The sequence below is a fragment of the Fodinibius salipaludis genome, from assembly GCF_002287075.1.
Taxonomy (GTDB): Bacteria; Bacteroidota; Rhodothermia; order Balneolales; family Balneolaceae; genus Fodinibius; species Fodinibius salipaludis.
This window is the reverse complement of the sequence record NZ_NSKE01000010.1, coordinates 39,989-66,697: the sequence shown is the minus strand read 5'-3', so window position 1 is coordinate 66,697 and position 26,709 is coordinate 39,989. Positions and strand designations below refer to the sequence as shown.

Sequence of the window (26,709 nt, the reverse complement as noted above, 5' to 3'; positions counted from 1 at the left end):
GACGAGTGAAAGTCACCACGTCGGCTGTTTCAATTAAGAGACAACCAAAGGAAACATATCACATGAGTAGAAATTATTACGAGCTAACATATATATTAAATCCTGTCTTAGAAGACGATCAGTACGAAGAACTCGTCGAAAAATTCACCGAACTTATTCGAAATAACGACGGTGAAATTGATGAAGTAGATGAATGGGGAGTCCGTAAGTTTGAATATGAAATGGATAATAAGTCAAGTGGTTACTATGTAAACGCTTATTTTACTGCCCCCGGAGAACTGATTGAAAAACTGGAACGTGCTCTTCGCATTGAAGATCATGTTATGCGTTATCTGACGCTCAAGTACGATGCCAAGATGAAACGCCATCGTGAGCTGCAGCGTAAAAATGCCGTTCCCCAGGTCTTTGTCGATGAGCAAGAGGAAGAAACAGAAGACGAAGATTAATTCATCTCTATAAACCAAATTTTTTAAGACTATGATTAAGAATCCATCACACCCGAAGAAGGGACATATTAAGACCCGCGAATGTAAGTTTTCCAAGGCGGGAATTGAGTACATTGATTACAAAGATACGGAGTTATTGGAACGATTTATGAACGACCAGGGAAAAATTCTTCCTCGTCGTGTAACCGGGACAAGCGCAAAATATCAGCGGCAGCTATCTCGTGCTATTAAGCGCGCTCGGTTTCTTGGATTACTTCCGTATGTAGCAGATAACCTTCGATAAAAAAAGATTTTATTCCAATGGCTAATAAGTACATGAAATTAATTTTACGAGAAGATGTCGATAAGCTCGGAGAGTCTGGCGACATCGTTGAAGTGCGGGCTGGTTATGGCCGCAACTACTTAATTCCTCAAGGTAAAGCTATGATGGCTACTGATGGGGCACTCAAGCAGGTTGAGCGCATGAAAGAACAAGCAGAGCGTCGTGCTGAGCTCACGGTTGAACGTGCTCAAGACATGGCCGAACGCCTTGAAACAACTTCAGTAACTATTCCTGTTGAAGTAGGCGAAGATGAACGTATTCATGGTTCCGTAACTACCCAGGATATTGCTGATGCGTTAGCCGAACGCGATATTGAAATTGACAAACGTAAGATTACATTAGATCAGGAGATCAAAACGTTGGGTGAATACACCGCAACGATTAGCCTGATTAGTGAAATTAAAGCGCAAATTAAGGTTTGGGTGGTTAAAGAATAAGTGCAACGTTGTGTTTGGTAGAATCGAATGGCAATGAAATATTCTTTATCCGTTAAGATAGTAATGGGGATCATCGTTATGATGTTATCCCCATTTTTTGTTCAGGGTCAAATGTTAGATCCTGTCTCTTATTCTGTTGTGGATGCCCCTGACCAGGTGAAAGCAGGGGAAGTTTTCGAAGTTAAAGTAAAAGCTTCTATTGATGGAGAGTGGCATCTTTATTCAATTGCCAATGACCCGGATGCCGGACCTTATCCCACCCAATTTTCTTCGACCTCTTCGGATGTGGCTATTGCCGGAGAACTGCAAGAAAGTAAGCCCTCTATTGAGATGGATCCCAATTTTAATGCCGAGTTGGGATGGCATACCAAAGAAGCGACTTTTACCATCCCGATAGCATTGCGCAGCGATGTTTCGGGCTCCTCAGAGGTTGAGTTAGAAGTATTATATCAGGTTTGTGATGACAAGTCCTGCCTGCCGCCGAAAGCAAAATCTATTGTACATACTGTATCTGTAGAAGGGGTTGCTGACAATCCCTACAGTAATTTTGGAGAAGGTAATGGTGGAGAGGATGACCAGGAACAGGTACAAAACAATACAGAAAAACAGGAAGCCAAAGAAGAGGGACAAAGTCAAGGTCAAATTGATACGAGCGGATACAGTTCAGGTGGAATTTTTTCTTTTCTTTGGATTGCTCTGGCTGCCGGCTTTGCTGCCTTATTAACACCTTGTGTTTTTCCAATGATACCATTGACGGTGTCTTTCTTCTCTAAACAAAAAGAAGGAGAGGGTACAGCGGCAATAGGGCAGGCGTTTCTCTTTGGTCTTGCTATTGTTGTTACATTTACGATTTTAGGAGCATTGCTGGCTGTTTTTATAGGAGCATCCGGTGCTAATAATTTTGCAGCTAATCCGTGGGTTAATCTTTTTATAGCATTAGTACTAATAGTATTTGCTATAAGCTTATTGGGGGCTTTTGAATTGCAGCTTCCTCACCAGCTTACGAACTGGCTGAATCGAAAAAGCAATGAAAGTTCAGGCCATATCGGAATACTTTTTATGGCGTTGACTATTAGTGCTGTCTCATTCTCTTGTACAGCTCCATTTGTAGGGGGTGTTTTAGCAGCTACGGCAGGAGGGGAGTGGTTCTATCCTATTATAGGTATGGCCGGTTTTTCAGCGGCTTTTGGCAGTCCCTTTGTGTTGTTTGCCCTGTTTCCGCGCTGGCTCGAGAGTCTGCCCCGGAGTGGATCGTGGATGAATATTGTAAAAGTATTGCTCGGATTTATTGAATTGGCGGCTGCTATAAAGTTTTTATCTAATGCTGATCTTGTCTGGGAATGGGGACTTATTTCACGTCCGTTTGCGATTGCTACTTGGATCGCTATTTTCCTTATGGCCGGTTTGTATTTGTTAGGCGTATATTCCATAAATCATGATACCAAATCCAAGCAAATTGGGACAGGTCGTCTGATGCTGGCTATGTCTTTTATCTTATTTAGCTTTTATTTGATTCCCGGTTTGATGGGAGCGTCACTTGGTATCTGGGATTCTTGGTTGCCGCCCAAACAAGCTACTGATGTCAGTGTAGTTCGTTCCCTCGCACAACAGGGGGGAGGATCTGCCAATTCAGGGGGTGCTGAAAACTGGACCAGTGATTACGATGAAGCTCGTGAGGTAGCCCAACAAGAAAATAAACCTTTGTTTATAGACTTCACAGGCTATACTTGCACAAACTGCCGGGCTATGGAAGCCAATGTTTTTCCCTTGGTAGAGATTCAAAAACGATTTGCAAAAATGCAGCAAGTGCGTTTATATACGGATGACGGTTCTGAGGGACCGGAAAACCAAAAGTTTCAATTTGAATTGACTGGAACAGTAGCGCTACCTACTTATGTAATTGTTGATCCTGAAAATGAAAATATTATGGATCAGCTTGTAGGATATGCTGACAAAGAAACATTCCGTCAATTCTTAGATTCGGGAATTCAACGGTTTGAAGAATCAAATGACAATTTTAGTGCAGGAAACCTTTGATTGGAGCTTCATAACGTTAAATAGAGTTAAAAATACTATTTAATTTTAAAATGTAGCTTCCTCTCTTTGACATTTTAGTCAAAATGATCTATCATTTTGCATCTTTACAAGCCCTTATTAAACAGATAATAAATATAATTTAATCGGAGTAATCGTATGACATCGTCTATAGCTCTTTTTTTCCTTCAAGCAGGAGTAGACCAAGGATTTTTTAACGTTCTCGTAGAAAAATTTAACGAAGGTAATGAGGGTGGGTTTATGTGGCCGGTCCTTGTCGCTCTAATTCTTGGATTGGCTATCTTCCTGGAGCGAATCATTACCCTAAACTTAGCTGATATTGACACTCGTAAATTCATTGTTGACGTACAAGAAGCCCTACAAGAAGGAGGCGTGCCAGCAGCCAAAGAACTTTGTGCAGAAACAAGAGGTCCTGTGGCTTCTGTTTTCCAAGCTGGATTAATGCGTGTCGATGAAGGTATTGAAGCAGCCGAAAAAGCCATTTCATCGTACGGTTCTATTGAGATGAGTTTCCTTGAGCGGGGACTTGTATGGCTGTCTCTGTTTATTGCCATTGCACCAATGCTTGGTTTCCTCGGAACGGTTGTAGGTATGATTCAGGCATTTGATGCTATTGAGCAGGCAGGTGACATTTCACCTTCTCTTGTAGCTGGTGGTATTAAAGTTGCGCTTTTAACAACGGCTGCAGGTTTGCTTGCAGGTATTATCCTTCAGGTAGGATACAACTACTGTGTATCCAAGATTGATCGACTTATTTCAGAAATGGAAGAAAGTTCAATTACCTTGATCGATTCTATTGTAATGCTTCAAGAAGGTGAACAAATTGTTGATACTTCCGGTAACTCAGACGCTGAGTAATAACCGAAGTTTTGAATAGGTATTCACCGATATTTAATAATTAGGCTACTATTATGATTGTAAATATAGCATTAGGATTAGGATTAGGATTAATTGGACTTGGAGTACTGGGGATGATTGTTTCCGGTATCAGAAGTGTAATGAAGGGAAAGCAGGATGTTAAAAAAATTATCACAATGCTTGTTCCTTTCGTTGTGTTTGGTATAGCATACGGAATTGCGGGATCGGTTACTGAGGCTGCCATCGGAACAATGTTGTTCATGATGGGGGCAATGGTACTGCTGATCGCACTTACTGGTATGCGCACCACATTTAATTTATAATACACTTAAATAGCGAAGCGATGTTTGATAATAAAAGAGATCGAGAAGATCCGGAAATAGGTGGTGCAGGAATGGCTGATATTGCATTCTTGCTACTTATCTTCTTCTTACTTGTTACAACGATTGATGTTGATACCGGAATAGGGCTTCAACTTCCACCTGCTCCTGAAGAAAATCAGGAGCCACCACCCATTAAAGAGCGGAACCTTTTAAATATTCTGGTAAACTCTCAGGGTATGGTATTAATGGATGAAGAACCAACTCCGGTAAATCAGGTCAAACAAAAGGTCAAAGAGTTTGTTACGAACCGGGGAAAAAATCCTGAATTATCCGATTCTCCGGATAAAGCTATTGTATCCATTAAAACGGATAGAGAAACTCCTTATAATGTTTATATAGATATGCTTGATGAGGTAATGGGGGCGTACGCCGAATTACGTAATCAAGGAGCCCAATCAGAATTTGGGGTGAGTTATGAACAGTTAGAGGAAGGTAGCGAGCAGCAACAAGCTATTAAGGATATGTATCCTAAGAAAATTTCAATCGCAGAGCCCAATCAATAAAAGAATTTAACTTATGGGAAAATTTGAAAAAAAGTCTGCAGAGTCGGATCCAACAATTTCACTGACGGCTATGCCAGACATTATATTTATGTTGCTCATCTTTTTTATGGTGACAACAGTACTGCGCGAAGTAACCTTGCAGGTTCAAGTTAATTATACGCGGGCAGAAAATATCGAGAAGATAGAGCAGAAGCGACTTGTCAGCTATATCTACGTTGGTCCCGAAAAACTTGGGGGCAATCAGTTAGGTAGTACTAAAATCCAGATCGATGATTCAATAATCGAGGATGTTGGTGCCGTTCAGCAGCTGATGTATGATAAACTTCAAGAAGAGCCCAAGATAATTGTGTCACTTCGTGTGCATGATGAAACTGAGTTTGGTATTGTTACAGACATACAAGAAGAGCTTAGAGATGCAGGTACCCTTCGCCTTAATTATTCAACGCAGCAAGAACAATAATTTTTACATTTAACTTTTCTTAAAAAAGGCAAGTACACCATTGTGTACCTGCCTTTTTTATTTATCTATATATTATGGACAAAGACTCTTTTCGTTCAATTCAATCCATCGGCCGTACACAACTTATCGATGAGTTGATGGAACATGCTACTTTTGAAAAATCATCCGTTCTTCAAAGTTCCGGTGATGATACAGCTGTGTTAGAGGATAGGGACAGCTATCAATTACTGACTTCCGAAACATTTATGGAAGGGGTCGATTTTGATCTCACCTATTTTCCATTGCATCATTTGGGATATAAAATTGCGGTTGCAGCTGTAAGTGATGTATATGCAATGAATGGACATCCAGAGGTTGTATTGGTAAATCTTGCGGTTCCCAATAAAATTTCTGTTGATATGCTGAAAGAGATTTATAAAGGTATAGAAGCAGCTTCTAAAGATTTTAAATTTCAAATTGTAGGCGGTGATTTAACAGCCTCGCATCAGATATTGAGTGCCAGTATAAGTTGTTATGGTACGGTCACAAAAGATCTGATAACCTACCGAAAAGGTGCCCGGAAAAATGATGCCATATGTGTTACGGGTGACTTAGGAGGCGCGATAGCAGGTTTGAGAATTCTAATGAGAGAAAAAAAATACTGGGAGGAAAAAGAAGAACAGCAGTCATTTGAGCCTGATCTTGCTGAATATGAATATGTTGTTAAACGTCAGCTGGTACCCATTGCCCGTAAAGACGTAATTGATAAGCTGGATGAGTTGAATATTATTCCCACTTCGATGATTGATATTACTCAGGGCTTAGTGAGTGAATTGAAACATTTAGCCAATGCCTCGGAGGTTGGAGCACATATTTATGGTGCCACCATTCCTATCTCATTAAAAACACGACATGTAGCTGATGAGATGAAAGAAGATGTAGATAAATATGCTCTTTACGGCGGAGAGGATTTTGAATTAATGTTTACCTTGCCCGAAGATGATGTAGAGAAATTAACCGATGAATTTTCTGACTTTGCTGTGATTGGTAAGATTATTGATCGAGAAGAAGGAGTTAAAATGCAGCAGGCGGAAGGAGATATGATTCTCTTTGATGATCCTGAAGATGATTAATCACTAAATATTTCATCAAATAACTATCAGAGCCGACCGTTTAAATCGGTCGGCTTTTCTATTTTAACGTTAAATTTCTAATAGCTAAGCAAATACGCAGAGCATTAATATTTGCCGTATATTACCCTATTGATTGAACGATAATTAGTATTTATACATGTCTGAGAATAAGAAACAACCTAAAGATAAAAAGGGAGGGGATAAAGCTCCGGGAAAAGGGACTGATAGCTCTCCCAAATTTCCTATCTGGATTTATGTAATTTTGTTATTGGTGTTACTGGGAATACAATTTTATTTCATGAATCCTGATGCGGGAAATAAAATAAAGTATAGCACTTTTTTAGAATATGTTGAAAAAGGATATGTAGAACAGATCACTATTAAGAACGGAGTGTATATAAATGGTGAATACTCTGATAAAGCTGTTAAAGATGGGATAATAACTCCACCAGTGGAGGAGGAGAGTCAATGGGATCTTTCATCAGCACCGGAAGCCAATCGTTTTACAAGTATTATGCTTGAGGGTGATGAAATACGTCCGATACTGGATGAACATAATGTGGTCTACGAGGTACAGATTGAAGAGGATTGGTTTAGCGGTATTCTTATCTGGCTTATTCCCATTGGGCTCGCTGTCGTTTTTTGGATTTATATTTTCCGAAGAATGAATCCCGGACAGCAGGTTTTGAGTATTGGAAAAAATAAGGCCTCTCTGTATGATAAACAGGCTGAAAATCAGATTTCATTTAAAGACGTTGCGGGACTTGAAGAAGCAAAAGCTGAAGTCGAAGAGGTGGTAGAGTTTTTACAAAATCCTCAAAAGTTTACAAAGCTTGGTGGTACTTTGCCGAAAGGAGTGTTATTAGTTGGACCGCCGGGTACGGGTAAAACGCTTTTAGCAAAAGCTACTGCCGGTGAAGCAGATGTTCCATTCTTTAGCCTTAGTGGGTCTGATTTTGTGGAAATGTTTGTAGGGGTAGGTGCTGCCCGGGTGCGTGATTTGTTTAAAGAGGCCAAAGAAAAAGCTCCCTGTATTATTTTCATTGATGAAATTGATGCTATAGGCCGTAGCCGTGGCAAGGGTATGCAGATGGGATCGAATGATGAGCGCGAAAATACATTGAATCAGTTGCTAAGCGAGATGGACGGTTTTAATACCGATAAAGGCGTAATAATTATGGCAGCTACTAACCGTCCTGACGTCTTAGATTCTGCGCTATTGCGTCCAGGCCGTTTTGATCGACAGATTCTTATTGATAAGCCCGACCTTCGCGGACGAGTGGAGGTATTGAAAGTACATGCTGATAAATTAAAACTTGCTGATGACATTGATCTTAAATTACTTGCTTCTCAGACGCCCGGTTTTGCGGGAGCTGAGTTGGCTAATTTATGCAACGAAGCCGCGTTAATTGCTGCACGGCGTGGTAAAAATGCCGTTGAAATGGAAGATTTTCAGGACTCTATTGAGCGCGTAATTGCGGGATTGGAAAAGAAAAATAAGCTAATTAGTCCCAAAGAACGAGAGATTGTAGCATACCACGAATCGGGACATGCTATTGTAGGTTGGTATCTTAAGCATACTGATCCGGTGTTGAAAGTGAGTATTGTTCCGCGAGGACTGGCTGCATTGGGATATACCCTTCAGACCCCGTTAGAAGATCGTTTTCTAATGACAACTGAAGAATTAAATGATAAAATTTGTGCATTACTTGGCGGAAGAATTGCCGAAGAAATCATATTCGGACGTATTTCAACTGGAGCTCAAAATGATCTCGAACGTATCACCAATATGGGGTTCGCGATGGTGGCTGAATACGGTATGAGTGAAGAACTTGGCTATTTATCTCTAAAGGATTCCCAGAACCCTGAAAACAGTTACGGATTTAATAAAAAATATTCAGAAGAAACAGCTCAGAGAATTGACGCCGCTGTTCAGGATATTATCCGAAAGAATTATGAGCGTACTAAAGCTTTATTGATGGAGCACAAAGATAAACTCGAAAAAATGGCTAAGACATTGTTGGATAAAGAAGTGCTCGACCACAATGATCTCAAAGAGCTGCTTGGGGATCATCCGGAGGGAAAATATCCGGAAGGTATCTTTAAGCATGAAAAAAGTATAACTGATAAAAATGGAGAGAAGCCGGCCGACCAGGACAACAAAGATCAAACTGAAGATTCATCTGTTGATTTACCTGACAACAGTGATAATTAGGTGGTACAAAAGAGAACAGCTTATTTAATTTTTTTGAATTCTTATCTAAAAGTATTGACCTGTGTGCTGTAAAAGGAGTTCTTAACATTCTATTAAAATTAAAATAATAGAGGCATAACGGTGTCATAACAGTTATGCAATCTAAGTATGCTATCCTTGATTATAGGAGTTGAGGATCTACTCAAATTAAAATCAGCATACTTAGAATGGACCTTTCTCATCATACAATTAAGAAGTTCCTAAATACCTATTGGACAGGTCAGATAGTATCCCTTCTAAAATTCATTATTGCCGTAAATAATAGTTTGGTAATACTGATTTTAATCAATGCTAATCTTAGCATTATAAGTTCTCCATCTCAAATTAATCCGTAATCAAACCTAATCTTATAGACCTTAATTATGAAGATACTAAAACATACTGTCAGCCTTTTAATAGTGTTGGCTTTATTTATTTCATGTAATGATGACAATGGAAATGATCCTAATCCCCCCAGTGCAACTGCCCCTGAAACTCAAAATGTACTTGTGGGAGAATCTCTTGATCTTACATTCAGCATTTCTGTAGATGCTGGATACGAATCTGCAAGTGTATCGGCTGCTAATGGTGAGGCTTCAATCTCTTCAGAGCCTGAATCGGGCGCTACAAGTGGTGATATTGTGGTTAGTTATACGGGTAATACTACTGGAGCTGGATCTGTCGAACTGACGGTAACTGACGTAGATGGATTGACTGCCAAGGCAACGGCTGTTATAAATGTCGGTGAGGAGCAGAAAGAATTTACTATTACCGAAAACATTACGGAAGATACGACTTGGGAGGATGGTAAAACATATATTCTCGGAGGGCGAATTATTGTCGAGCCTGATGTTACTCTTACCATCGAAGGCGGAGCAGTCGTAAAAGGTGAAGCGGGAAGTGGTTCAAATGCTACTACGCTTCTCGTTGCTCGAGATGCTACATTGAATGCCAATGGTACTGCCCAGGCCCCCATAATCTTTACTTCTGTAGCAGATGAGATTACTCCTGAAGACGTTGATAACGGTAACTTCGGAAGCCCGAATTTAGATGAAACGCAAAACGGTCTATGGGGCGGTGTGATCGTGCTTGGGAACGCTCCAATTTCGTACAGTGATGATGGTAACGACCAAACAGAAGCTCAGATTGAAGGTATTCCAACTTCTGAGACTCTTGCTTTGTACGGTGGTAACGATCCCAGTGATAGCTCTGGTTCCTTAACATATGTAACTATTCGTCACGGTGGAACAAATATTGGACAAGGAAACGAAATAAACGGCTTGTCTCTCGGTGGAGTTGGAAACGGTACTACAATCGAGAACATTGAGATTGTTGCCAACCAAGATGATGGGGTTGAATGGTTTGGTGGTACAGTAAACGTATCCAACGTATTGGTTTGGAATAACGGAGACGATGCTCTTGATACCGACCAAGACTGGCAAGGAACGGTAGACAATGTTGTTACAATGAGCCCAGATGGTTCTTCTATGGAGCTTGACGGTCCTGAAGGGTCATCAGCTACGGTAAGTGGTAATGCACACACGATTATGAATGTCTCAGCATATGTCGAGACCAATGGCTCAGAGCTAATTGATGTTGATGATAATACTAATGTTAACATCAGCAATGTGGTCTTCTTTGGCTTAGCTACTGATGATAGTGGAAACGCTGACAACATGTTCTCAAGCGATTATTCAGAATATGCCGACAATACTAAAGGCTACACAATAACATCAATTGATGCTGTTCTGCCTTCTGGTACGGCACTTGCAGACTACTTCCCCCAATCTTTGGTTGACGACGGTGAGGTTGAAGAAGTCGCTGATGCTCAAAGCGGTACAGGAGCTGATACGTCTGTATTCGGTTGGACATGGGCCAGCCAAGCAGGCGCGCTCTCAAATGTTGGACTCTAATTAACAGCAATACATTTCGATTCGACTTGTCCTCTCAATTGAGGGCAAGTCATTTTTTTAAACAGCACTTCTTAGTAATCGGTATATAATTTGTGATCAGTCATATTATGAAATTAGCTAAATACATATCTTTAATTTTGATTTTTGGTTTTGCCCATATGGTTTATGGTCAAAGTCAGGTAGGAACCATTCGAGGTAAGGTTATTGATGCCTCAAGCGGGGAACCACTTATTGGAGTAAACGTTTTGGTTGTTGGTACATCAGACGGGGCAAGTACCGATGTTGATGGAACATTTAGCCTGAAAGTACCCGAAGGCACATACAGTCTTCGTCTCTCATATGTCTCTTATCAAAACAAGAAAATTGAAGGTATTGAAGTTAAAGCCGGTGATATTACGGTTTTAGATAATATTGCCCTTTCAACAGCTACAGCCAAGATGGAAGAAGTTGTAGTCACGGCAGGCGCGGTAAGAAACTCTGAGGCGGCCATGCTGACTATGAAGAGAACATCGCCCCAGATGTTAGATGGAATTTCGTCCGAAAAATTTGATAAAATAGGAGTATCTGATGCAGCTCAAGCGCTAAAGAAAGTGACAGGGGTATCGGTAGAAGGCGGCAAATATGTGTACGTTCGCGGTCTGGGAGACCGATATACCAATACCATGCTGAATTCAGTTGAGATCCCAAGTTTGGATCCCAACCGAAATAGTTTGCAGGTTGATATTTTCCCTTCCAATCTGATTGAAAATATGGTGATAAACAAAACAGCTTCTGCAGAATTACCCGCAGATTTTACGGGAGGTATTGTTAATATTGAAACGATTGATTTCCCTGAGCGCCCGATATTTGATATCTCTACAAGTTTCACTTATAACCCTCAGATGCACTTCAACAGCAACTATTTGACATATGAGGGAAGTGATACTGATTTTCTCGGTTTTGATAACGGGGCTCGAGAATTACCGAATGAAGCAAAAGGGGAGAGCATCCCGTCTCCTCTGAGCGGTACATCAGATAATAGCGTATATGAGTTTGTTAACAGCTTCAATCCAACGCTTGGTCCAAAACAGAAAACAAATAACATGGATTATAGCCTCGGACTTACCCTGGGCGATCAATACAAGGTAGGGGATGACAAAGCCCTCGGATATATTGTATCCGGAAAATACAGCAACAAAACAAAGTACTATAACAATTACGTATACGGTGAGTGGCAAAATGCCTTAAATGCAGAGAACTTTGATTTAGTCCGCTCTACTACCCAAAATGGTACGGTAGCAGAAAACAATGTGTTTTTAGGTGGATTAGCTGGAATAGCCTATAAAGCCGGGCAATCAAAATTCAAGCTTACCGGTATGCATTTGCAAAACGGCGAAAGCAGATCTGCTAATTTTTTGGTTGACAACAGTGAAAGTGCTCCGGGACAGTCAGGTTATATTGGTGAATCTTATAATTTGGAATACAGTGAACGCAGTATTACAAACTTTTTGCTGAATGGTACGCACTATTTTGATAATGCAAATTGGGAAATAGATTGGAGGCTTTCTCCCACTTTTTCAACTATGAATGATCCCGATTTGAGAAAAACAACGTATACAATTAAATCTAATGGCGACTATACATTTAATGCAGGAGCCGGAGGATTTCCAAGTAGAACCTGGCGCTATATGGATGAGGTTAATTTGGTAGGTCGGGTTAATATTTCCGGTGATTATGAACTGTTTGATAATCCCGCCACAGTAAAATTCGGAGGAAGCCATGTGTATAAACAGCGTGATTATGATATTTTATCATATACAGCTTCTTTCTTTGGCAATCAGTTTGACTGGCAGGGCAATCCTTCCGAGATTCTGATAGATGATCATATATATGGTAATGGAGGCACGATCTATTATCAATCAGGGAATCCAGATCCCAACCCGAATGCCTACAATTCCAATTCCTCAAATACGGCTGTTTATGTATCCAATCAGTTTAGTCTGATTCCAAATGTAAGAACAAATATTGGTCTGAGAGTCGAAAACTATGTATTGCGTCACACGGGCCGGGATATTTCATATGCACAGGGCGCTACGGAAGCAGGTATTAATTTTGATGATGAAAAAGTACTTGATGCTTTTGACTTCTTCCCTTCTGCAAATGTGATTTATAATATCACAGATCGCATGAATCTGAGGTTCTCGTACTCAAAAACCATTGCACGCCCTTCATTTAAAGAGATGTCATTTGCTCAGATATTGGATCCGATATCAAACCGGATTTTTAATGGGGGGTTATACCCTATAGGTAGTTGGGATGGTAATTTGCATGAGACCCGAATAAATAATTTTGACCTTCGCTTTGAATCATTTTTAAGTGGCAATCAGTTGATATCAGTTAGTGGATTTTATAAAACATTTGACGATCCCATTGAACTTGTCAGACTTCGAGCTTCTGCTACCTCCAGTGAGTTTCAGCCGCGGAATGTTGGAAATGGGGAAGTATATGGGGCTGAATTTGAGTTCCGGAAGTCATTTAACTTCCTATCAGAATCGTTAACCAATTTTGGATTTAGTACGAATGTAACGCTTGTGAAGTCCTTAATTGATATGACCGATGAGGAATACAATGCTCGTAAGAATAGGGAAAAAGAAGGACAAGATATTGATGATCAGCGACAAATGGCTGGTCAGGCTCCCTACATTATCAATGCAGGTCTTACCTATGATAATGCTGATCTAAATATGGATGCCGGACTATTCTATAATCTAAAAGGAGAAACACTGGTATTGGTGGGAGGGGGAACATACCCGGATGTTTATTCAGAACCCTTCCATAACCTCAAGTTCAATTTGAATAAGGCTTTTGGTCCTAGAAACCAGTATTCACTGAGTGTAAATGTTTCTAATATCCTGAATGATCGGAGAGAGGAATTTTATGACGGATATAACACGGTAGATAAAATTTATGAGGCCTATAGTCCTGCAAGAACCTATAGTGTCGGCTTTAAATATTCATTCTGATACTTTTAAGAATATCTCACATGCTATATGTGAGGTGTGCTGATCACAGGGAGGTTCCGTTGATTCGGGGCCTCCTTTTTATTTTTGAGCAAAATTATCTTTGAAATATTAGTACAAAAAACGTAATTTAATCGTAAATTTACGATAAGCGATAATGATATGGCAATTACCAAAGCAAAATTATTTAATACATCCCAAAAACGCACCGCCGAGCTGATGAAAGCACTTGGACACCCGGCACGTGTTGCTATTATTGAATTGCTCGCAGAGCGTGAAACCTGTATTTGTGGAGATATTACCAATGAGTTGCCACTGGCCCAATCTACGGTGTCGCAACATTTGAAGGCACTTAAAAAGGCCGGCATCATTAAAGGAGAAATTGATGGCGTACGGACTTGCTACTGTCTTGATGAAGAGGGCATAGCAGAGATGGAAGAACTTTTAACACCTCTTTTAACAAATCTTACAACTGCAACCCAAGGAAATTGCTGCTGATATGAGTACAAAAGAAAAAACTGCTGAAGAACTAAAACAAACAGTCAAAGAAAAGTATAGCCAAATTAGCGAACAATCATCAGAATACAACGCCAGTTCTTGTTGCGGAGCAGGGGAAAGTTCTGATGAAGTATACAACATCATGACTGATGATTATAGCGAAGTCGAAGGCTATAATTCCGATGCCGATCTGGGACTTGGATGCGGTCTGCCTACCCAGTTTGCTAAAATAAAAAAAGGAGACACAGTTATTGATCTTGGATCGGGAGCCGGTAACGATTGTTTTGTAGCCCGACACGAAACAGGAAAAGAAGGGAAGGTGATCGGCATTGATTTTGCCCAGCCGATGATTGCCAAAGCCCGTAAAAATGCCGATAAACTTGGCTTTAATAACGTCGAATTTCGGTATGGGGATATTGAAGACATGCCCGTTTCGGATGACATGGCCGATGTAATTGTCAGTAATTGTGTCCTCAATCTTGTGCCCGATAAACCTAAAGTCTTTTCTGAAATTTTTCGCACGCTAAAACCTGGTGGGCATTTTAGTATTTCGGATATTGTGCTGGTAGGTGATCTTCCTGATGCCCTGCACAAAGATGCTGAAATGTATGCGGGATGTGTGGCGGGAGCTATCCAGAAAGAGAAATATATGGGACATATTACAGAACTTGGATTTGAGAATATCACCATCCAAAAAGAAAAGACGATCACCATTCCCGACGACATTTTGGCTAAATATTTATCAGAAGAGGAAATAGATGCATTTAAAAATGGGGATACCGGTATTTACAGTATTACGGTTTTTGCCCAAAAGCCTGGTAATGAATCCGATAGCAATATTGATGAGCAGGAAATTGAAATGATTGATGAAGGGCCTGCATGTACACCGGGATCAGGGTGCTGTTGAAAGCCAATAAGGATTTTTCCAAATTGCAGTAAAGTATGCCCATACTTTACTGCAATCCAATTTGTTAAAAACACTTTGAGACATACCACGAGGGGGCTCCACAATAATATATTTTAGATGTATCCTGATTTTCTTTGTGCCCCGATCGATTCGGCGGGAGAAGAGGAATTTATGGAGGTTGATTAATCTCGTTCCGATGCTCCGCGTCGGAACGAAGAAAATACGGATTGCAACGTTGAGCATTGCAACCAGATAGAAAATATCTCATCCTGATGATTAGCGATGAGACGAATAATAATTACTAATATGTATTCCGAACTAAGTTCATACATCCAAAATGTTAAAAGGACACCAGCAGAAATTTCTGAAGGTCGTATAGATCAGCTAAATAACATAGCTAATTATATCAGAGAAAAAGGGGAGGCAAAGCTTACCTTCATATGTACGCATAACAGCCGACGAAGTCATCTCTGCCAAATTTGGGCGAAAGTAATGGCTGAATACCTGGGAGTAGCTAATTTAGAGACGTATTCCGGGGGTACAGAAGCCACGGCTTTTAATTCACGGGCTGTTGCGGCTATAAAACGAGCAGGGTTTGTGGTAGAAAAACCTGACGGAAATAATCCTCGCTACAAAATATTTTTTGATGAGAATGAAAAACCGTTGATCTGCTTTTCTAAAACATTCGATGACACCTATAATCCGCAGAAAGACTTTGCAGCTATTATGACCTGTTCCGATGCTGATGAAAACTGTCCGGTGGTTCCCGGGGCCGAAAAACGATTTTCTATTCCTTATGTTGATTCCAAAGAATCAGATGGTACGCCTCAGGAAAAAGCGACGTATGACGAGCGATGCCGACAAATTGCTACTGAGATGTATTATCTGATGTCCCAAGTATAAATTTCACAACAAGTCTTATTAAAAGAATAAAATGAGTACACCCGCACCAACGAAAAAGATGAGTTTCCTTGATCGCTACTTAACACTGTGGATTTTTGTAGCTATGACTATTGGAGTGGCTATCAGTTATTTTATTCCATCTACATCCGAGTTCATTAATTCATTCAGTAGTGGATCTACCAATATTCCCATTGCTATTGGGCTGATTTTAATGATGTATCCTCCGCTGGCTAAAGTAGATTATAAACTGCTTCCAAAGGTTTTTAGGGATGTAAAAGTACTAAGTATTTCGCTGGTGCTTAACTGGATTATTGGACCGGTATTGATGTTTGCGCTGGCTGTTATCTTTTTGCAGGATTATCCTGAATATATGGTGGGATTAATTCTCATCGGATTGGCCAGATGTATTGCCATGGTGTTGGTCTGGAACGATTTGGCTGAGGGGAGTAGTGAGTACGGTGCCGGACTGGTAGCGCTTAACAGCGTTTTCCAAGTGTTTGCCTATAGCTTTTATGCCTGGATCTTTATTACTAAGCTCCCCCCGCTCTTTGGATTTGAGGGAGCCATTGTTGATATCTCCATTTATACCGTAGCCGAAAGTGTGGCTATTTACCTGGGTATTCCATTTTTAGCCGGAATGCTCAGTCGTTTTGGATTAATCCGTTTAAAAAGTAAGGAATGGTATGAGGAGAAATTTTTACCGGCTATTTCACCAATAACCCTTATTGCATTGCTGTTTACCATTGTGGTGATGTTCAGTCTTAAGGGAGAACTCATTGTTCAAATTCCGCTGGATGTTGTTCGCATTGCCGTACCGTTGTTAATCTATTTTGTAGTTATGTTTTTTATCGGTTTTGCTGTGAGCAAAATGATGGGAGCTGAATACGACAAAAATGCTTCCATTTCGTTTACTGCTGCTGGTAATAACTTTGAGCTCGCTATTGCCGTTGCCATTGCAGTGTTTGGACTTAACAGCGGACAAGCATTTGCGGGAGTTGTTGGTCCACTTATTGAGGTTCCGGCATTGATTCTTTTGGTAAATGTAGCTTTTTGGCTGAAAGATAAATACTATAAATCTAATCCTAATATAGGATTACAAAAAGGGGAATAACGTACAGTTAGCATAAGAAATTCAAGAGTAGCCGTAATTTGATAATAATGGCAGAAGCTGATAACTTCGGGTTATGATTTTGGAACCCTCTATATTTAATCAGCGTTATAAAAGGTCAATATTTGAATTCGATAAATCATAAACCCTACTGATTTGGTTTTTGTCACAAGGCGAGCTCATTTTAACGCTGCCCATCGTTTGCATAATCCTGAGAAATCTGATAAATGGAATAAGCAAATCTTTGGGAAATGTAACCACGAAAACTGGCATGGGCATAATTACGTGTTGAAAGTAACGGTAGCCGGTAAACAGAATCCGGAAACCGGTTATGTTATTGATTTATCGGAGCTAAAGACAATAATAGAGTCGCGTATCGTTGAGAAATGTGATCATAAAAATCTAAATCTCGATGTGCCTTTTTTGGATGGAATAATGCCATCAACAGAAAATTTAGTACAGGCTTTTTTTAAGGAGCTCGAAGATCCTATTCGTAACGCTACGAACCAGCGAGGATTTTTGTATTCGATTGAGCTTCAGGAAACTGAACGAAATTCGGCCAAATATTGTCCATATCTCTTAGAAAAAGAGATACCCACGCTCGATTAACTTCCAATAAATTGCAGTTTTAACGAATGATTTCTACAAAATTGAAACGACATTACGATCCCACATTTACCGTTTCGGACGACTACAAGGCCAGCTTACCCGATTTGCAAAATGGTCCGGCTTCATTAATTGAAGGGGCTGATGTACCTATCCAGCAGGTTGGAATATCAAACTTTAAACTGCCCCTGAAGTATCCTCGTCCCGATGGAGAACTGCTTACACTGGAAACTTCAGTAGATGGTTATGTGGGACTGGAAGCCGGGAAGAAAGGGATCAACATGAGTCGTATTATGCGATCCTTTTATAATTTTGAGGATGACGTTTTCCATCCCGATAAATTAGAAGAAATATTAAAAACCTATCGAGAGGAGCTTAATACGCAAACGGCATATCTGCGACTTTCATTTAATTATCCGATTAAGCAAGAAAGTTTACGGTCGGGATTGGAAGGCTATCAATATTACACAGTTTCTATTGAAGGTACGATGGATGCGGATGGACAATTTCGCAAGTTCATGCATCTGGATTTTGAATACAGCAGTGCGTGTCCGTGCTCTTATGAATTATCAGAGCATGCGCGTGAAACGAGGGAAGTTGCAAGTATTCCCCATAGTCAACGTAGTATTGCGAACTTAACCGTTGAGCTTAATGAAGAAATCTTTGTCGAAGATTTAGTAAACCATTGCCGGGAAGCACTTATGACGGAAACGCAGGTAATGGTCAAGCGAGAAGATGAGCAGGCGTTTGCAGAGATGAATGGTGCTTATCAAAAATTTGTGGAAGATGCTGCGCGATTGTTATATGAGCAATTGAATGATGAGGGCCGTATCCATGATTTTGTAATTCGCTGTACGCATATGGAAAGTCTTCACAGCCATGATGCGGTAAGCCGAATTTGTAAAGGGGTTAAGAACGGTTTGCGGTAAAACTCGATAATTATTGGAAAAAGCAAAAGCCCTGAACTTTAATCAAGTTCAGGGCTTTTTGAATTTAAACTGCCGATATTGAAGGATTATTTTGACTGCAAGTTAATAGTGGGCGAATCACTTTGTAAATAAAAGCGAGCATTTTGGGAGCCCACGTGGATAGTAAAATATCCTTCCTCAAGAATATTTTTTCCTTCAAAATCGGGATATCCTAAATGATTCTTGGGATTGATTTTGAATGTTACTTGTTGCTGCTCTCCGGGTTCCAGCTGTATTCGTTTAAAATGGACTAATTCTTTTACTGGTCTCGTAATACGACCCACTTCATCAGTTATATACCAGAGCACTATTTCAGTCCCGGCTCTATCTCCGGAATTAGTTACTGTTGTCGTAGCTGTTATTTGTTGATTATCGGTCAAGGTGGTGTCGCTAATTGATAACTCATCATAAGAAAAGTCCGTATAGCTAAGACCGTGTCCAAAATTCCATTGGGCCGTTGTCTTATTAGCCTGTTCGATGTTATTGGCAACATCGGGATCAAAATAATATACAGCACTTGATTTATGATTGTAAGGCACAAAATGACCTGTAAATTGTGGATACGAGAAGGGGAGTTTGCCACTGGGATTGTAATCACCGCTTATGACATCAGCAATAGCTTCGGCACCCTCAAAGCCGGGTAGTCCGGCCCAAACAATGGCTTCCGTTTCATCCACAATATCAGTAATAACACGGGGACGTCCCTCAACCAATACAAGAGCAGTAGGTTTGCCAGACTGATTTACAGCTCGAATTAAATCCAATTGATCTTCTGGTAGTTCAAGGTTAGTTATGTTACCCACATATTCTGTGTAAGGTTCTTCTCCGGCTGCAATGATAACCGCATCGGAATTATTTAAGGCTTCATTAAAATGAGATCTACGATCAGAGTTTTCCGGCCCGATTGAATCAATGCTGACAACCTGGGTGTCAGAGAACTTGTCTGCAATAGCCTCACTTATCGTCTTCATTGATTCGGGGTAACGATCTTCCGAAGAGCCTTGCCATGCTAATGTCCACCCTCCGGAAAGATTCCTTTTGCTCTTGGCAGAAGGGCCGACAACTAAAATTTGATCCAATTCCTTTGAAAAGGGCAGGGTATTATCAGCATTTTTGAGAAGTACCATTGATTCCCGGGCAGCCTGGAGTGCTTTTTTCTTATGAGAATCAATTCCAATCTGATCCAAATCTTCACCGGATGGGTACGGATGCTCAAATAATCCCAACTCAAATTTAAGTTTTAGGATACGGCGGACGGATTCATCCAGGCGTTCCTCACTGATTCGTCCATCCTTAACCAACTTTAAGAGGCTTTCATTGAATTCCAGCGACTGTGGAGTCATGCTCATATCGATTCCCGCTTCAACAGCCTGGTAAGTGGCTTCATCATAATTTCGTGCTGTTTTATGATAATTGACAAGTTTACCGATATCTTCCCAGTCAGTTAATACGATTCCTTCAAATCCCATTTCTTCTCGAAGTAAATCACTCAGGAGTTGTTTAGAGTTGTGGACTGGTATCCCATTTATTTCTGAACTGTTAACCATTATTGTTTTAATTCCTGCATCGATGGCCGCTTGAAAAGACGGTCGATGGAATTCATGGATGGTCTGCATGGAAAGATCTACCGGGGTACGATCCCAGCCCGATCGGGGGACAGAATATCCAAGGAAATGCTTGGCAGTTGCAGCAAGTCCATAAGGGGCAATATCCCCAGGTTCCTGTTGATATCCATCCACATAGGCTGTTCCAAGTTCAGAAGCCAAGTAGGGATCTTCGCCAAATGTTTCGTATTGTCTGGGCCAGTATGGATTTTGTCCGAGATCTAATACCGGGGAAAAGTTCCAGGTATGTCCCAACGGAGCAGATTCAAGAGCTGTAATACGACCGTTTTGGAATGAGTTTTCGGTATTAAAAGTAGCTCCAATATTTATATTATGTGGAAAAATTGTACTGTTTTGTATATAGCTGGCTCCGTGTATGTGGTCGATACCATAAATAATGGGAATGCCCAACCTTGTTTCTTCCACCGCTATTTTTTGGAGTTCCTGCGTATATTTAAGCCATTGCTCCGGTGGTACAGCTTCACCATTGAGGAAGGAGCCAATATGATGATTGGTTAATAGCTCTTTAGCTTTTTCAGGAACTAAGTTCACATCACTCTGATCGCCGGTTTCATTAATAAGTGTGATGTTGAGCTGGGTCATTTGACCTACCTTCTCTTCAATAGTCATGCGAGCGAGTAGATCATCTACACGTTCCTTTATAGGGCTTTCTGGGTCGAGATAAGTTTGCCCTGAGGCAATACCAAAACTTCCCAAAAATAGTAAGAAGCTTAAGAATGGGATAAATAGAAGAAAAAGTCCCTTTTTTAACAGGCGAATAAAAAGAAATGATTGAAAATCCATAGACGTCGTATTCTGAAATTTAAAAATTATATATAATATGCCTCTGATTAGTACTTGTAACAGAAGCAATTGAAATTTCAGAACGACGGAACGCTTTGAAGCTACAACAAGATTTTAAAACTATCAAGAGAGGAGTAAAACTTGCAAAGTTCTTGGACTCTTATATGTTTTTAAACCATTTTTGATAAGAATCGAGAAATTATCAGGTCAGGTTATAACTGAGGTTTGATTAAGGTTAAATGATAATCAGAATGGGTTATTCTTAAAAGTTTATGTTTTTGGTAATCAGGATAAAACGAATCGCTATATAAAAAGAGTTTTTTATCTTTAATATTGTATTTTTATGCATGAAATGTTGAATATTATCCATACAGGTTAATGAGCGCAAATCAGATTGATTACGATAATTTAAGTCCGGAGGAGTTATGGAAAAAGCTTTGTCAAGGAAATAAAAAAGCGTTGGCAGCTCTTTTTGATGACTATTTCGACGCTCTTTACAGCTACGGTTATCGTTTAACTCCCAATACCGATTTGGTTCGTGATTCAATTCAGGAGGTCTTTTATAATCTTTGGAAATACCGCAAAAATATTGACCAACCGGATTCTGTTGAAGCTTATCTTTTTATATCCCTTCGCCGACAACTTTTTCAGAAAAAGAAAAAGATGAAAAGAAGGGAGGATGTGAATAAAAAATATTTTTCAGAAGAGTTTGATGCATTGCTGAACTATCAAGTCTGGCAGCATGCTTTGGATTTGCAGGAAGAGGAAAATGAAGATTTGAAAGAGGCTGTTACAGAACTTACTCCACGTCAGCGAGAAGTGATTTACTTAAAATATTTTGAAGGCCTATCTACAAAAGAGCTTGCTGATATTCTACAAATTCGCGCACAAAGTATCTATAATTTGGTGCATGATGCCCTGGAAAACTTACGAATATTCCTGGATGAGTAGTTTTTTTCTCATTATAAAAATCATGTAAACTGTTGTATGCCATAAACTTAGGGCAGTAATATATTTTTTTGAGAAAAAACAATAAAAATTGAGTAGAAAATAGATTGAGACCACTCTATTAGGGTAGAAGTCGAGGATAATCTAATAGATAAAGCAAATAAGTCAATGTCAGAAACACTCTCCGAATTGTTAAAGGATGATTCTTTTATCCGCTTTCTGAAAGGAAATGCATCGGAGAAAGAAAAAGAGCAATGGACTGCTTGGATGCAGCAAAGTGCTAAGAACAAACAATTAGCGAAGAAAGCCCAAATATTGCTCAATAATGGCATACAAACCGTCCCGAAGCCAGATTCGGATCTGGAATTGGAACGACTGATGGAGCGTATCGACTCGGAACACCGATACAAACCACTACAAGAAGTAAAGAGAAAACATAAGAAGATGGTTTGGGCTACTATGGCCGCAGCAGCGGGTATTTTGCTTTTAGTTGGATTTTTGGCCCGGCATACACTTTTACAACAGAACGACGGAACAGAAAGTAGCCGGGCCACCTCGATTAACTATCAACTTATAGAAACAACTTCGGGACAAAAAACGATGGTCCATTATTCTGATGGGTCCGAGATTGTTATGAATGCCAACTCTCAGATGCGAGTTCCTGAAAGAACAACAGGTGTAGATACGATGCGTGTTTGGTTAGAGGGAGAGGCGCTTTTTAGCATTACTCGCAAGCCAAAAAATAATTCCAGAACCTTTATTGTGCATACCCCTGATGGTAATGTTTCTGTTTTAGGAACCGAGTTTTCAGTAAATACTACTGAAGGGCAAAGCAGGGTCGTACTAAAAGAGGGAAAGGTACGGGTAGAAGTTCAGGATTCTCTGAGCAAGAAGAACTTGCAGTATGATATGGAGCCTAATCAAATGGCTTTATTTTCTCAAAGCCTTGATCAGATCAAAGTAGAGCAAGTAAATCCCGAAGTATATACCTCTTGGGCCAGTGATAGCTTGGTTTTAGATAAGACGCCATTATCAGAGTTAGTTAAGAGAATAGAGTTTACCTACGACGTAGAGATAGTAGTAAATAACAAAGCGCTTTTAGATAAAAAGCTTACGGGCAGATTTGAAAATTTAGACTTGAGCTTTATCCTGGAAGGCATCGCTAAGACGCTGGATGTGGATATAGAAAAACGGGAACAGACAGTTTATATCAACGGGAAAAATGATTCATAGGATACTGGATCATGAATAATTACATAACGAAAAATCTAAATGATATGGAAACTAAAAGATACACCTTCTTAGTTTTGTTCATCTTTTTATTTGGTGTCAATGCACTGTGGGCAGAACAGTCGACCCAGTATGTTGTTAACCAAGACCTTGTAAAGACACAAGAGGTTGATGAAAAGGTAAGTTTAGAGGAAAAATTGGAACGTATTGAAACCGGTTACAATATTGTGTTTTTATACGAATCCAGTGTTATAAAAGGCAAGTTTAGTTCTGCAAAAGAGCTGGATGGAACAATAAGAGAGAAAATAAAAAAGCTATTAGAACCTCATGGTTTGGATTATACCTATATCGATAATCGTACTTTTGTAATTTCTGAAGCAGAAAAGCCCCCTTTGGATATTCTGGCGAATACGGTAACAGGGGTAGTAACCGATCAGGAAACAAGTGAACCTCTTCCGGGAGTTAATATTCTTGTTAAGGGAACTACTCGTGGTACTTCTACCAATGCCGAAGGACGTTTTACCTTAAAATCGGTAGAACCTCAGGATACATTAGTCTTCTCTTTTATCGGTTTTCAAACTGAGGAAGTACCTGTTAATGGACGAGAAGAAATAAACGTCGAACTAAAGACACAAGTGATAGGTTCTGCGGATGAGGTTGTTGTGGTTGGTTATGGGACGCAACAGCGTAGTCTGGTAACAGGGTCGATATCTTCTGTGCAAGCCGACGAGATTGGTGAACTTCCCATTACCAGGGCCGAAGAAGCCTTAGAAGGACAGACAGCGGGGGTCTCGGTACTGCCAACGTCTGGGGCGCCCGGTGCAGGCATGCAGGTACGCATTCGTGGAACAGGTTCTAATCAGAATTCACAACCGCTCTATATTGTTGACGGTATGCGTACGGGAGATATCAATCACCTGTCCCCCAATGATATTGAGTCGATGGAAGTGCTGAAGGATGCCTCATCAGCAGCCATCTATGGTGCTGAGGGTGCCAATGGTGTTGTTCTTATAACAACAAAATCAGGAAGTTCACGCGAAACAGAAGTTAATTATGAGATGCAGTTTGGGGTGCAAAGTGCCGGTGATATTACCGAACCTATGAATGCCAGCCAATATCTCACGTATATGGATGAAGCCGGGCAGAGCGTATCGGCCTCGGTTGCAGATGTGAGTACCGACTGGGTGGATGAGACATTTGATCCGGCCCAGATGCAAAAGCATTATCTCTCTTTTAGTGGAGGTAATGAAAACTCAACCTATGTGCTTTCGGGTTCTTTCTTGGATGAAAATGGAATTGCTGGTGGTAGCAAGGCTAACTTTGAACGAATTAGTGCGCGGTTGAATTCGACCCACCAAGTGAAAGATTGGCTGGAAGTCGGTAATCACCTGTCATATACTAATTTTAAGCGTAAGACAATTTCTGAGGACAATGTATTTGGTGGAGTAATTGCCAATGCTATGATGTTTGATCCTACCGTTCCTGTTACTTATCAGGGCAACCCTCCGTCAATAATAACTGATGCTATTGATGCTGGAAATAAACCGGTGCAAAATGACGGAGGACATTATTATGGAGTGTCCTCAAATGTATTTGGCGAAATTCATAATCCTCTGGCCGATATACAGACGACCAAGGGAGATACGGATCAGGATAAGTTGATGGGGAACTTATATGCCAAATTACAACCTCTTGACAATTTGGAAGTTACTTCGCGCATTGGTATCGATTATGCTTCTCAGTTGTATCATACGTGGACGCCCGAATACTGGTTTTCCAGTGAGTGGATTAATACCTCCACCAATGTTCGGGATAATCAAGATAAATGGTACACTTGGTTGTGGGAGAATTTTGGTCGCTACGAAATGAATATTGAGAATCACGACATCACCATTTTGGGTGGATTATCGGCTCAAAAGTTTACCCATAAGTATACCACCACTTTATCCGGCCCGCTGTTTAAAGAGGGCGACAGTTTTGCCCAGCACGGTGGATCCGAGATTGAAGGTATGCTTAGCGGGAATAAAAGCATTGAGACCCAGCATTCTTATTATGCACGGTTGAATTACAAATATGATGAACGTTATTTGTTTGAACTTGCCTTCCGTCGCGATGGGACTTCACTACTTGCCGAGGAAAATCAATGGGGTAACTTTCCGTCGGTTTCTGTCGGATGGGTGATGTCATCAGAAGATTTCTGGGACTTTAATGCTATTACGTATGCTAAACTGCGAGCAAGCTGGGGACAAAATGGTAGTCTATCAAGCTTATCTCCCGATCAATATCGCGGACTGATAACCAGTACCGGTATTCGTTATCCTAATGGTTCCGGTGGATATTATTCCGGTGCAGAGCCTGATATCCTGGCCAATCCCGAATTAAAATGGGAGACCAGTGAGCAAACAAATGTTGGTATTGAGCTTCGCCTATTGAATGATCGTCTAAGTTTTAGGGCAGACTATTACCAAAAGGTAACCAGAGATCTGTTGACGCCCGGCGCCCCTCCGCTTTCTGTTGGTAACGATCCGGCCTTTGTTAATGCGGGTGATGTTACAAACAAGGGATTTGAATTTGAGCTCGGTTATTCTGATTTCAAAGATGATTTCAGCTACGATATCAATTTGACCCTCTCGACCAATGATAATGAGGTCACATATCTGAATCCACTTATCGAACGCATTCCCGGCGTGGATGTTGGTACGGGATGGACGGCCACGTACTTTGAGAAGGGGAAGCCGATTTGGTATTTCCGTGGATATGAAACGAATGGAATCTTCCAGAACCAGGCGCAGATCGATAATTTCTTAAATGAAAACAATATTTCGAGTGCGAATTACAGTCCTGAACCCGGAGATCCCATCGTTGTTAATTCAAACGGTGATAACCTGATTAACTCGGAGGATATGGTACAGATTGGCAGTCCTCATCCTGATGTTATTGCGGGTGCCAATCTCAACTTCTCATATAAAAATGTAAACCTTGGGGTATTTGTGTCCGGGAACTTCGGAAACGATGTGTTGCTCGGCTGGAACCGAGTAGATCGAGGGACTTCGAATCGGCCTGCTTTCTTCTTCGAAGATCGCTGGACAGGAGAGGGCAGCACGAATTCATGGTTCCGGGCAGATACCGAAAATGTCTATGCATACAACAGTGACATGATGGTTTTTGATGGTTCGTATGTTAGAATAAAGCAAATTCAACTGGGATACTCGTTAAATCCAGAGTGGTTGAGCAGTATTGGTCTTCGGAAAGCCAAGATTTATGCTATGCTTAATAACTATTTTACGTTTACTAATTATCCCGGAGTTGATCCTGTAGCGGGTAGCGGTAATGTACAGAGCCTTGGTATCGATCGCGGGGTGTATCCCATAGCTAAAAGCGTGATGACGGGACTATCGATATCGTTTTAATG

The 26,709-nt window shown here is 40.6% G+C and carries 22 protein-coding genes; 21 read left to right on the top strand and 1 reads right to left on the bottom strand.

Annotated features, from left to right (window positions below; translation table 11 throughout):
• Positions 1-62 precede the first annotated feature (62 nt).
• The 18 genes from rpsF (at position 63) to folE2 (ending at position 18,672) form a co-directional block, all read left to right on the top strand.
• The gene (gene rpsF / locus CK503_RS13240) at positions 63-446 is read left to right on the top strand and encodes a 30S ribosomal protein S6 (RefSeq protein ID WP_095607310.1); all 384 of its coding nucleotides are present in this window, start codon (positions 63-65) and stop codon (positions 444-446) included.
• A 31-nt stretch (positions 447-477) separates the two neighbouring features.
• Positions 478-729, top strand: a complete 252-nt coding sequence (gene rpsR, locus CK503_RS13235) for a 30S ribosomal protein S18 (protein ID WP_095607309.1) — start codon at positions 478-480, stop codon at positions 727-729.
• 17 nt (positions 730-746) lie between these two features.
• Positions 747-1,205, top strand: a complete 459-nt coding sequence (gene rplI / locus CK503_RS13230; protein ID WP_255233427.1) for a 50S ribosomal protein L9 — start codon at positions 747-749, stop codon at positions 1,203-1,205.
• A 78-nt stretch (positions 1,206-1,283) separates the two neighbouring features.
• Positions 1,284-3,242: a protein-disulfide reductase DsbD family protein gene (locus CK503_RS13225; protein ID WP_255233426.1), complete on the top strand. Its 1,959-nt coding sequence runs from the start codon at positions 1,284-1,286 to the stop codon at positions 3,240-3,242.
• Positions 3,243-3,398: 156 nt separating this feature from the next.
• Positions 3,399-4,118 carry a MotA/TolQ/ExbB proton channel family protein gene (locus CK503_RS13220; RefSeq protein ID WP_095607308.1) on the top strand — a complete coding sequence of 240 codons (720 nt, stop codon included), beginning with the start codon at positions 3,399-3,401 and terminating at the stop codon, positions 4,116-4,118.
• Between the two features lie 53 nt (positions 4,119-4,171).
• Positions 4,172-4,441: a hypothetical protein gene (locus CK503_RS13215; RefSeq protein WP_255233425.1), complete on the top strand. Its 270-nt coding sequence runs from the start codon at positions 4,172-4,174 to the stop codon at positions 4,439-4,441.
• Between the two features lie 20 nt (positions 4,442-4,461).
• Complete coding sequence (locus CK503_RS13210; protein WP_095607306.1) at positions 4,462-5,004, top strand: biopolymer transporter ExbD; 543 nt, start codon at positions 4,462-4,464, stop codon at positions 5,002-5,004.
• Between the two features lie 13 nt (positions 5,005-5,017).
• Positions 5,018-5,464, top strand: coding sequence for an ExbD/TolR family protein (locus CK503_RS13205; RefSeq protein WP_095607305.1), 447 nt, complete (start codon positions 5,018-5,020; stop codon positions 5,462-5,464).
• A 74-nt stretch (positions 5,465-5,538) separates the two neighbouring features.
• Positions 5,539-6,576 (top strand): thiamine-phosphate kinase, encoded by a 1,038-nt coding sequence (gene thiL, locus CK503_RS13200; RefSeq protein WP_255233424.1) that lies wholly within the window; start codon positions 5,539-5,541, stop codon positions 6,574-6,576.
• A 157-nt stretch (positions 6,577-6,733) separates the two neighbouring features.
• The gene (gene ftsH / locus CK503_RS13195) at positions 6,734-8,791 is read left to right on the top strand and encodes an ATP-dependent zinc metalloprotease FtsH (RefSeq protein ID WP_095607303.1); all 2,058 of its coding nucleotides are present in this window, start codon (positions 6,734-6,736) and stop codon (positions 8,789-8,791) included.
• A 401-nt stretch (positions 8,792-9,192) separates the two neighbouring features.
• Positions 9,193-10,722 (top strand): beta-helix domain-containing protein, encoded by a 1,530-nt coding sequence (locus tag CK503_RS13190; protein WP_095607302.1) that lies wholly within the window; start codon positions 9,193-9,195, stop codon positions 10,720-10,722.
• A gap of 107 nt (positions 10,723-10,829) precedes the next feature.
• Positions 10,830-13,724, top strand: a complete 2,895-nt coding sequence (locus CK503_RS13185) for a TonB-dependent receptor (RefSeq protein ID WP_095607301.1) — start codon at positions 10,830-10,832, stop codon at positions 13,722-13,724.
• A gap of 159 nt (positions 13,725-13,883) precedes the next feature.
• Entirely contained in the window at positions 13,884-14,219 is a 336-nt protein-coding gene (locus CK503_RS13180; RefSeq protein ID WP_095607300.1) for an ArsR/SmtB family transcription factor, read from the top strand.
• 1 nt (position 14,220) lies between these two features.
• Positions 14,221-15,126, top strand: a complete 906-nt coding sequence (locus CK503_RS13175) for an arsenite methyltransferase (RefSeq protein WP_095607299.1) — start codon at positions 14,221-14,223, stop codon at positions 15,124-15,126.
• 306 nt (positions 15,127-15,432) lie between these two features.
• Positions 15,433-16,029, top strand: a complete 597-nt coding sequence (locus tag CK503_RS13170; RefSeq protein ID WP_095607298.1) for a low molecular weight phosphatase family protein — start codon at positions 15,433-15,435, stop codon at positions 16,027-16,029.
• Positions 16,030-16,060: 31 nt separating this feature from the next.
• Positions 16,061-17,140, top strand: coding sequence for an ACR3 family arsenite efflux transporter (gene arsB, locus CK503_RS13165; RefSeq protein WP_095607297.1), 1,080 nt, complete (start codon positions 16,061-16,063; stop codon positions 17,138-17,140).
• Positions 17,141-17,293: 153 nt separating this feature from the next.
• Entirely contained in the window at positions 17,294-17,746 is a 453-nt protein-coding gene (locus CK503_RS13160; protein ID WP_095607296.1) for a 6-pyruvoyl trahydropterin synthase family protein, read from the top strand.
• A gap of 26 nt (positions 17,747-17,772) precedes the next feature.
• The gene (folE2, locus tag CK503_RS13155) at positions 17,773-18,672 is read left to right on the top strand and encodes a GTP cyclohydrolase FolE2 (RefSeq protein WP_095607295.1); all 900 of its coding nucleotides are present in this window, start codon (positions 17,773-17,775) and stop codon (positions 18,670-18,672) included.
• Between the two features lie 86 nt (positions 18,673-18,758).
• Here folE2 and CK503_RS13150 read toward each other — a convergent pair whose 3' ends face one another.
• Positions 18,759-21,119, bottom strand: a complete 2,361-nt coding sequence (locus CK503_RS13150; protein WP_095607294.1) for a glycoside hydrolase family 3 N-terminal domain-containing protein — start codon at positions 21,117-21,119, stop codon at positions 18,759-18,761.
• 378 nt (positions 21,120-21,497) lie between these two features.
• Between CK503_RS13150 and CK503_RS13145 the strand changes: the two genes are divergently transcribed.
• From CK503_RS13145 to CK503_RS13135, 3 genes are all read left to right on the top strand, one after another.
• On the top strand, positions 21,498-22,070 hold the full coding sequence (locus CK503_RS13145; protein WP_095607293.1) for an RNA polymerase sigma factor: 573 nt from the start codon (positions 21,498-21,500) through the stop codon (positions 22,068-22,070).
• A 165-nt stretch (positions 22,071-22,235) separates the two neighbouring features.
• Entirely contained in the window at positions 22,236-23,300 is a 1,065-nt protein-coding gene (locus CK503_RS13140) for a FecR family protein (RefSeq protein WP_095607292.1), read from the top strand.
• A gap of 44 nt (positions 23,301-23,344) precedes the next feature.
• Positions 23,345-26,707, top strand: coding sequence for a SusC/RagA family TonB-linked outer membrane protein (locus tag CK503_RS13135; RefSeq protein ID WP_176466315.1), 3,363 nt, complete (start codon positions 23,345-23,347; stop codon positions 26,705-26,707).
• Positions 26,708-26,709 lie beyond the last annotated feature (2 nt).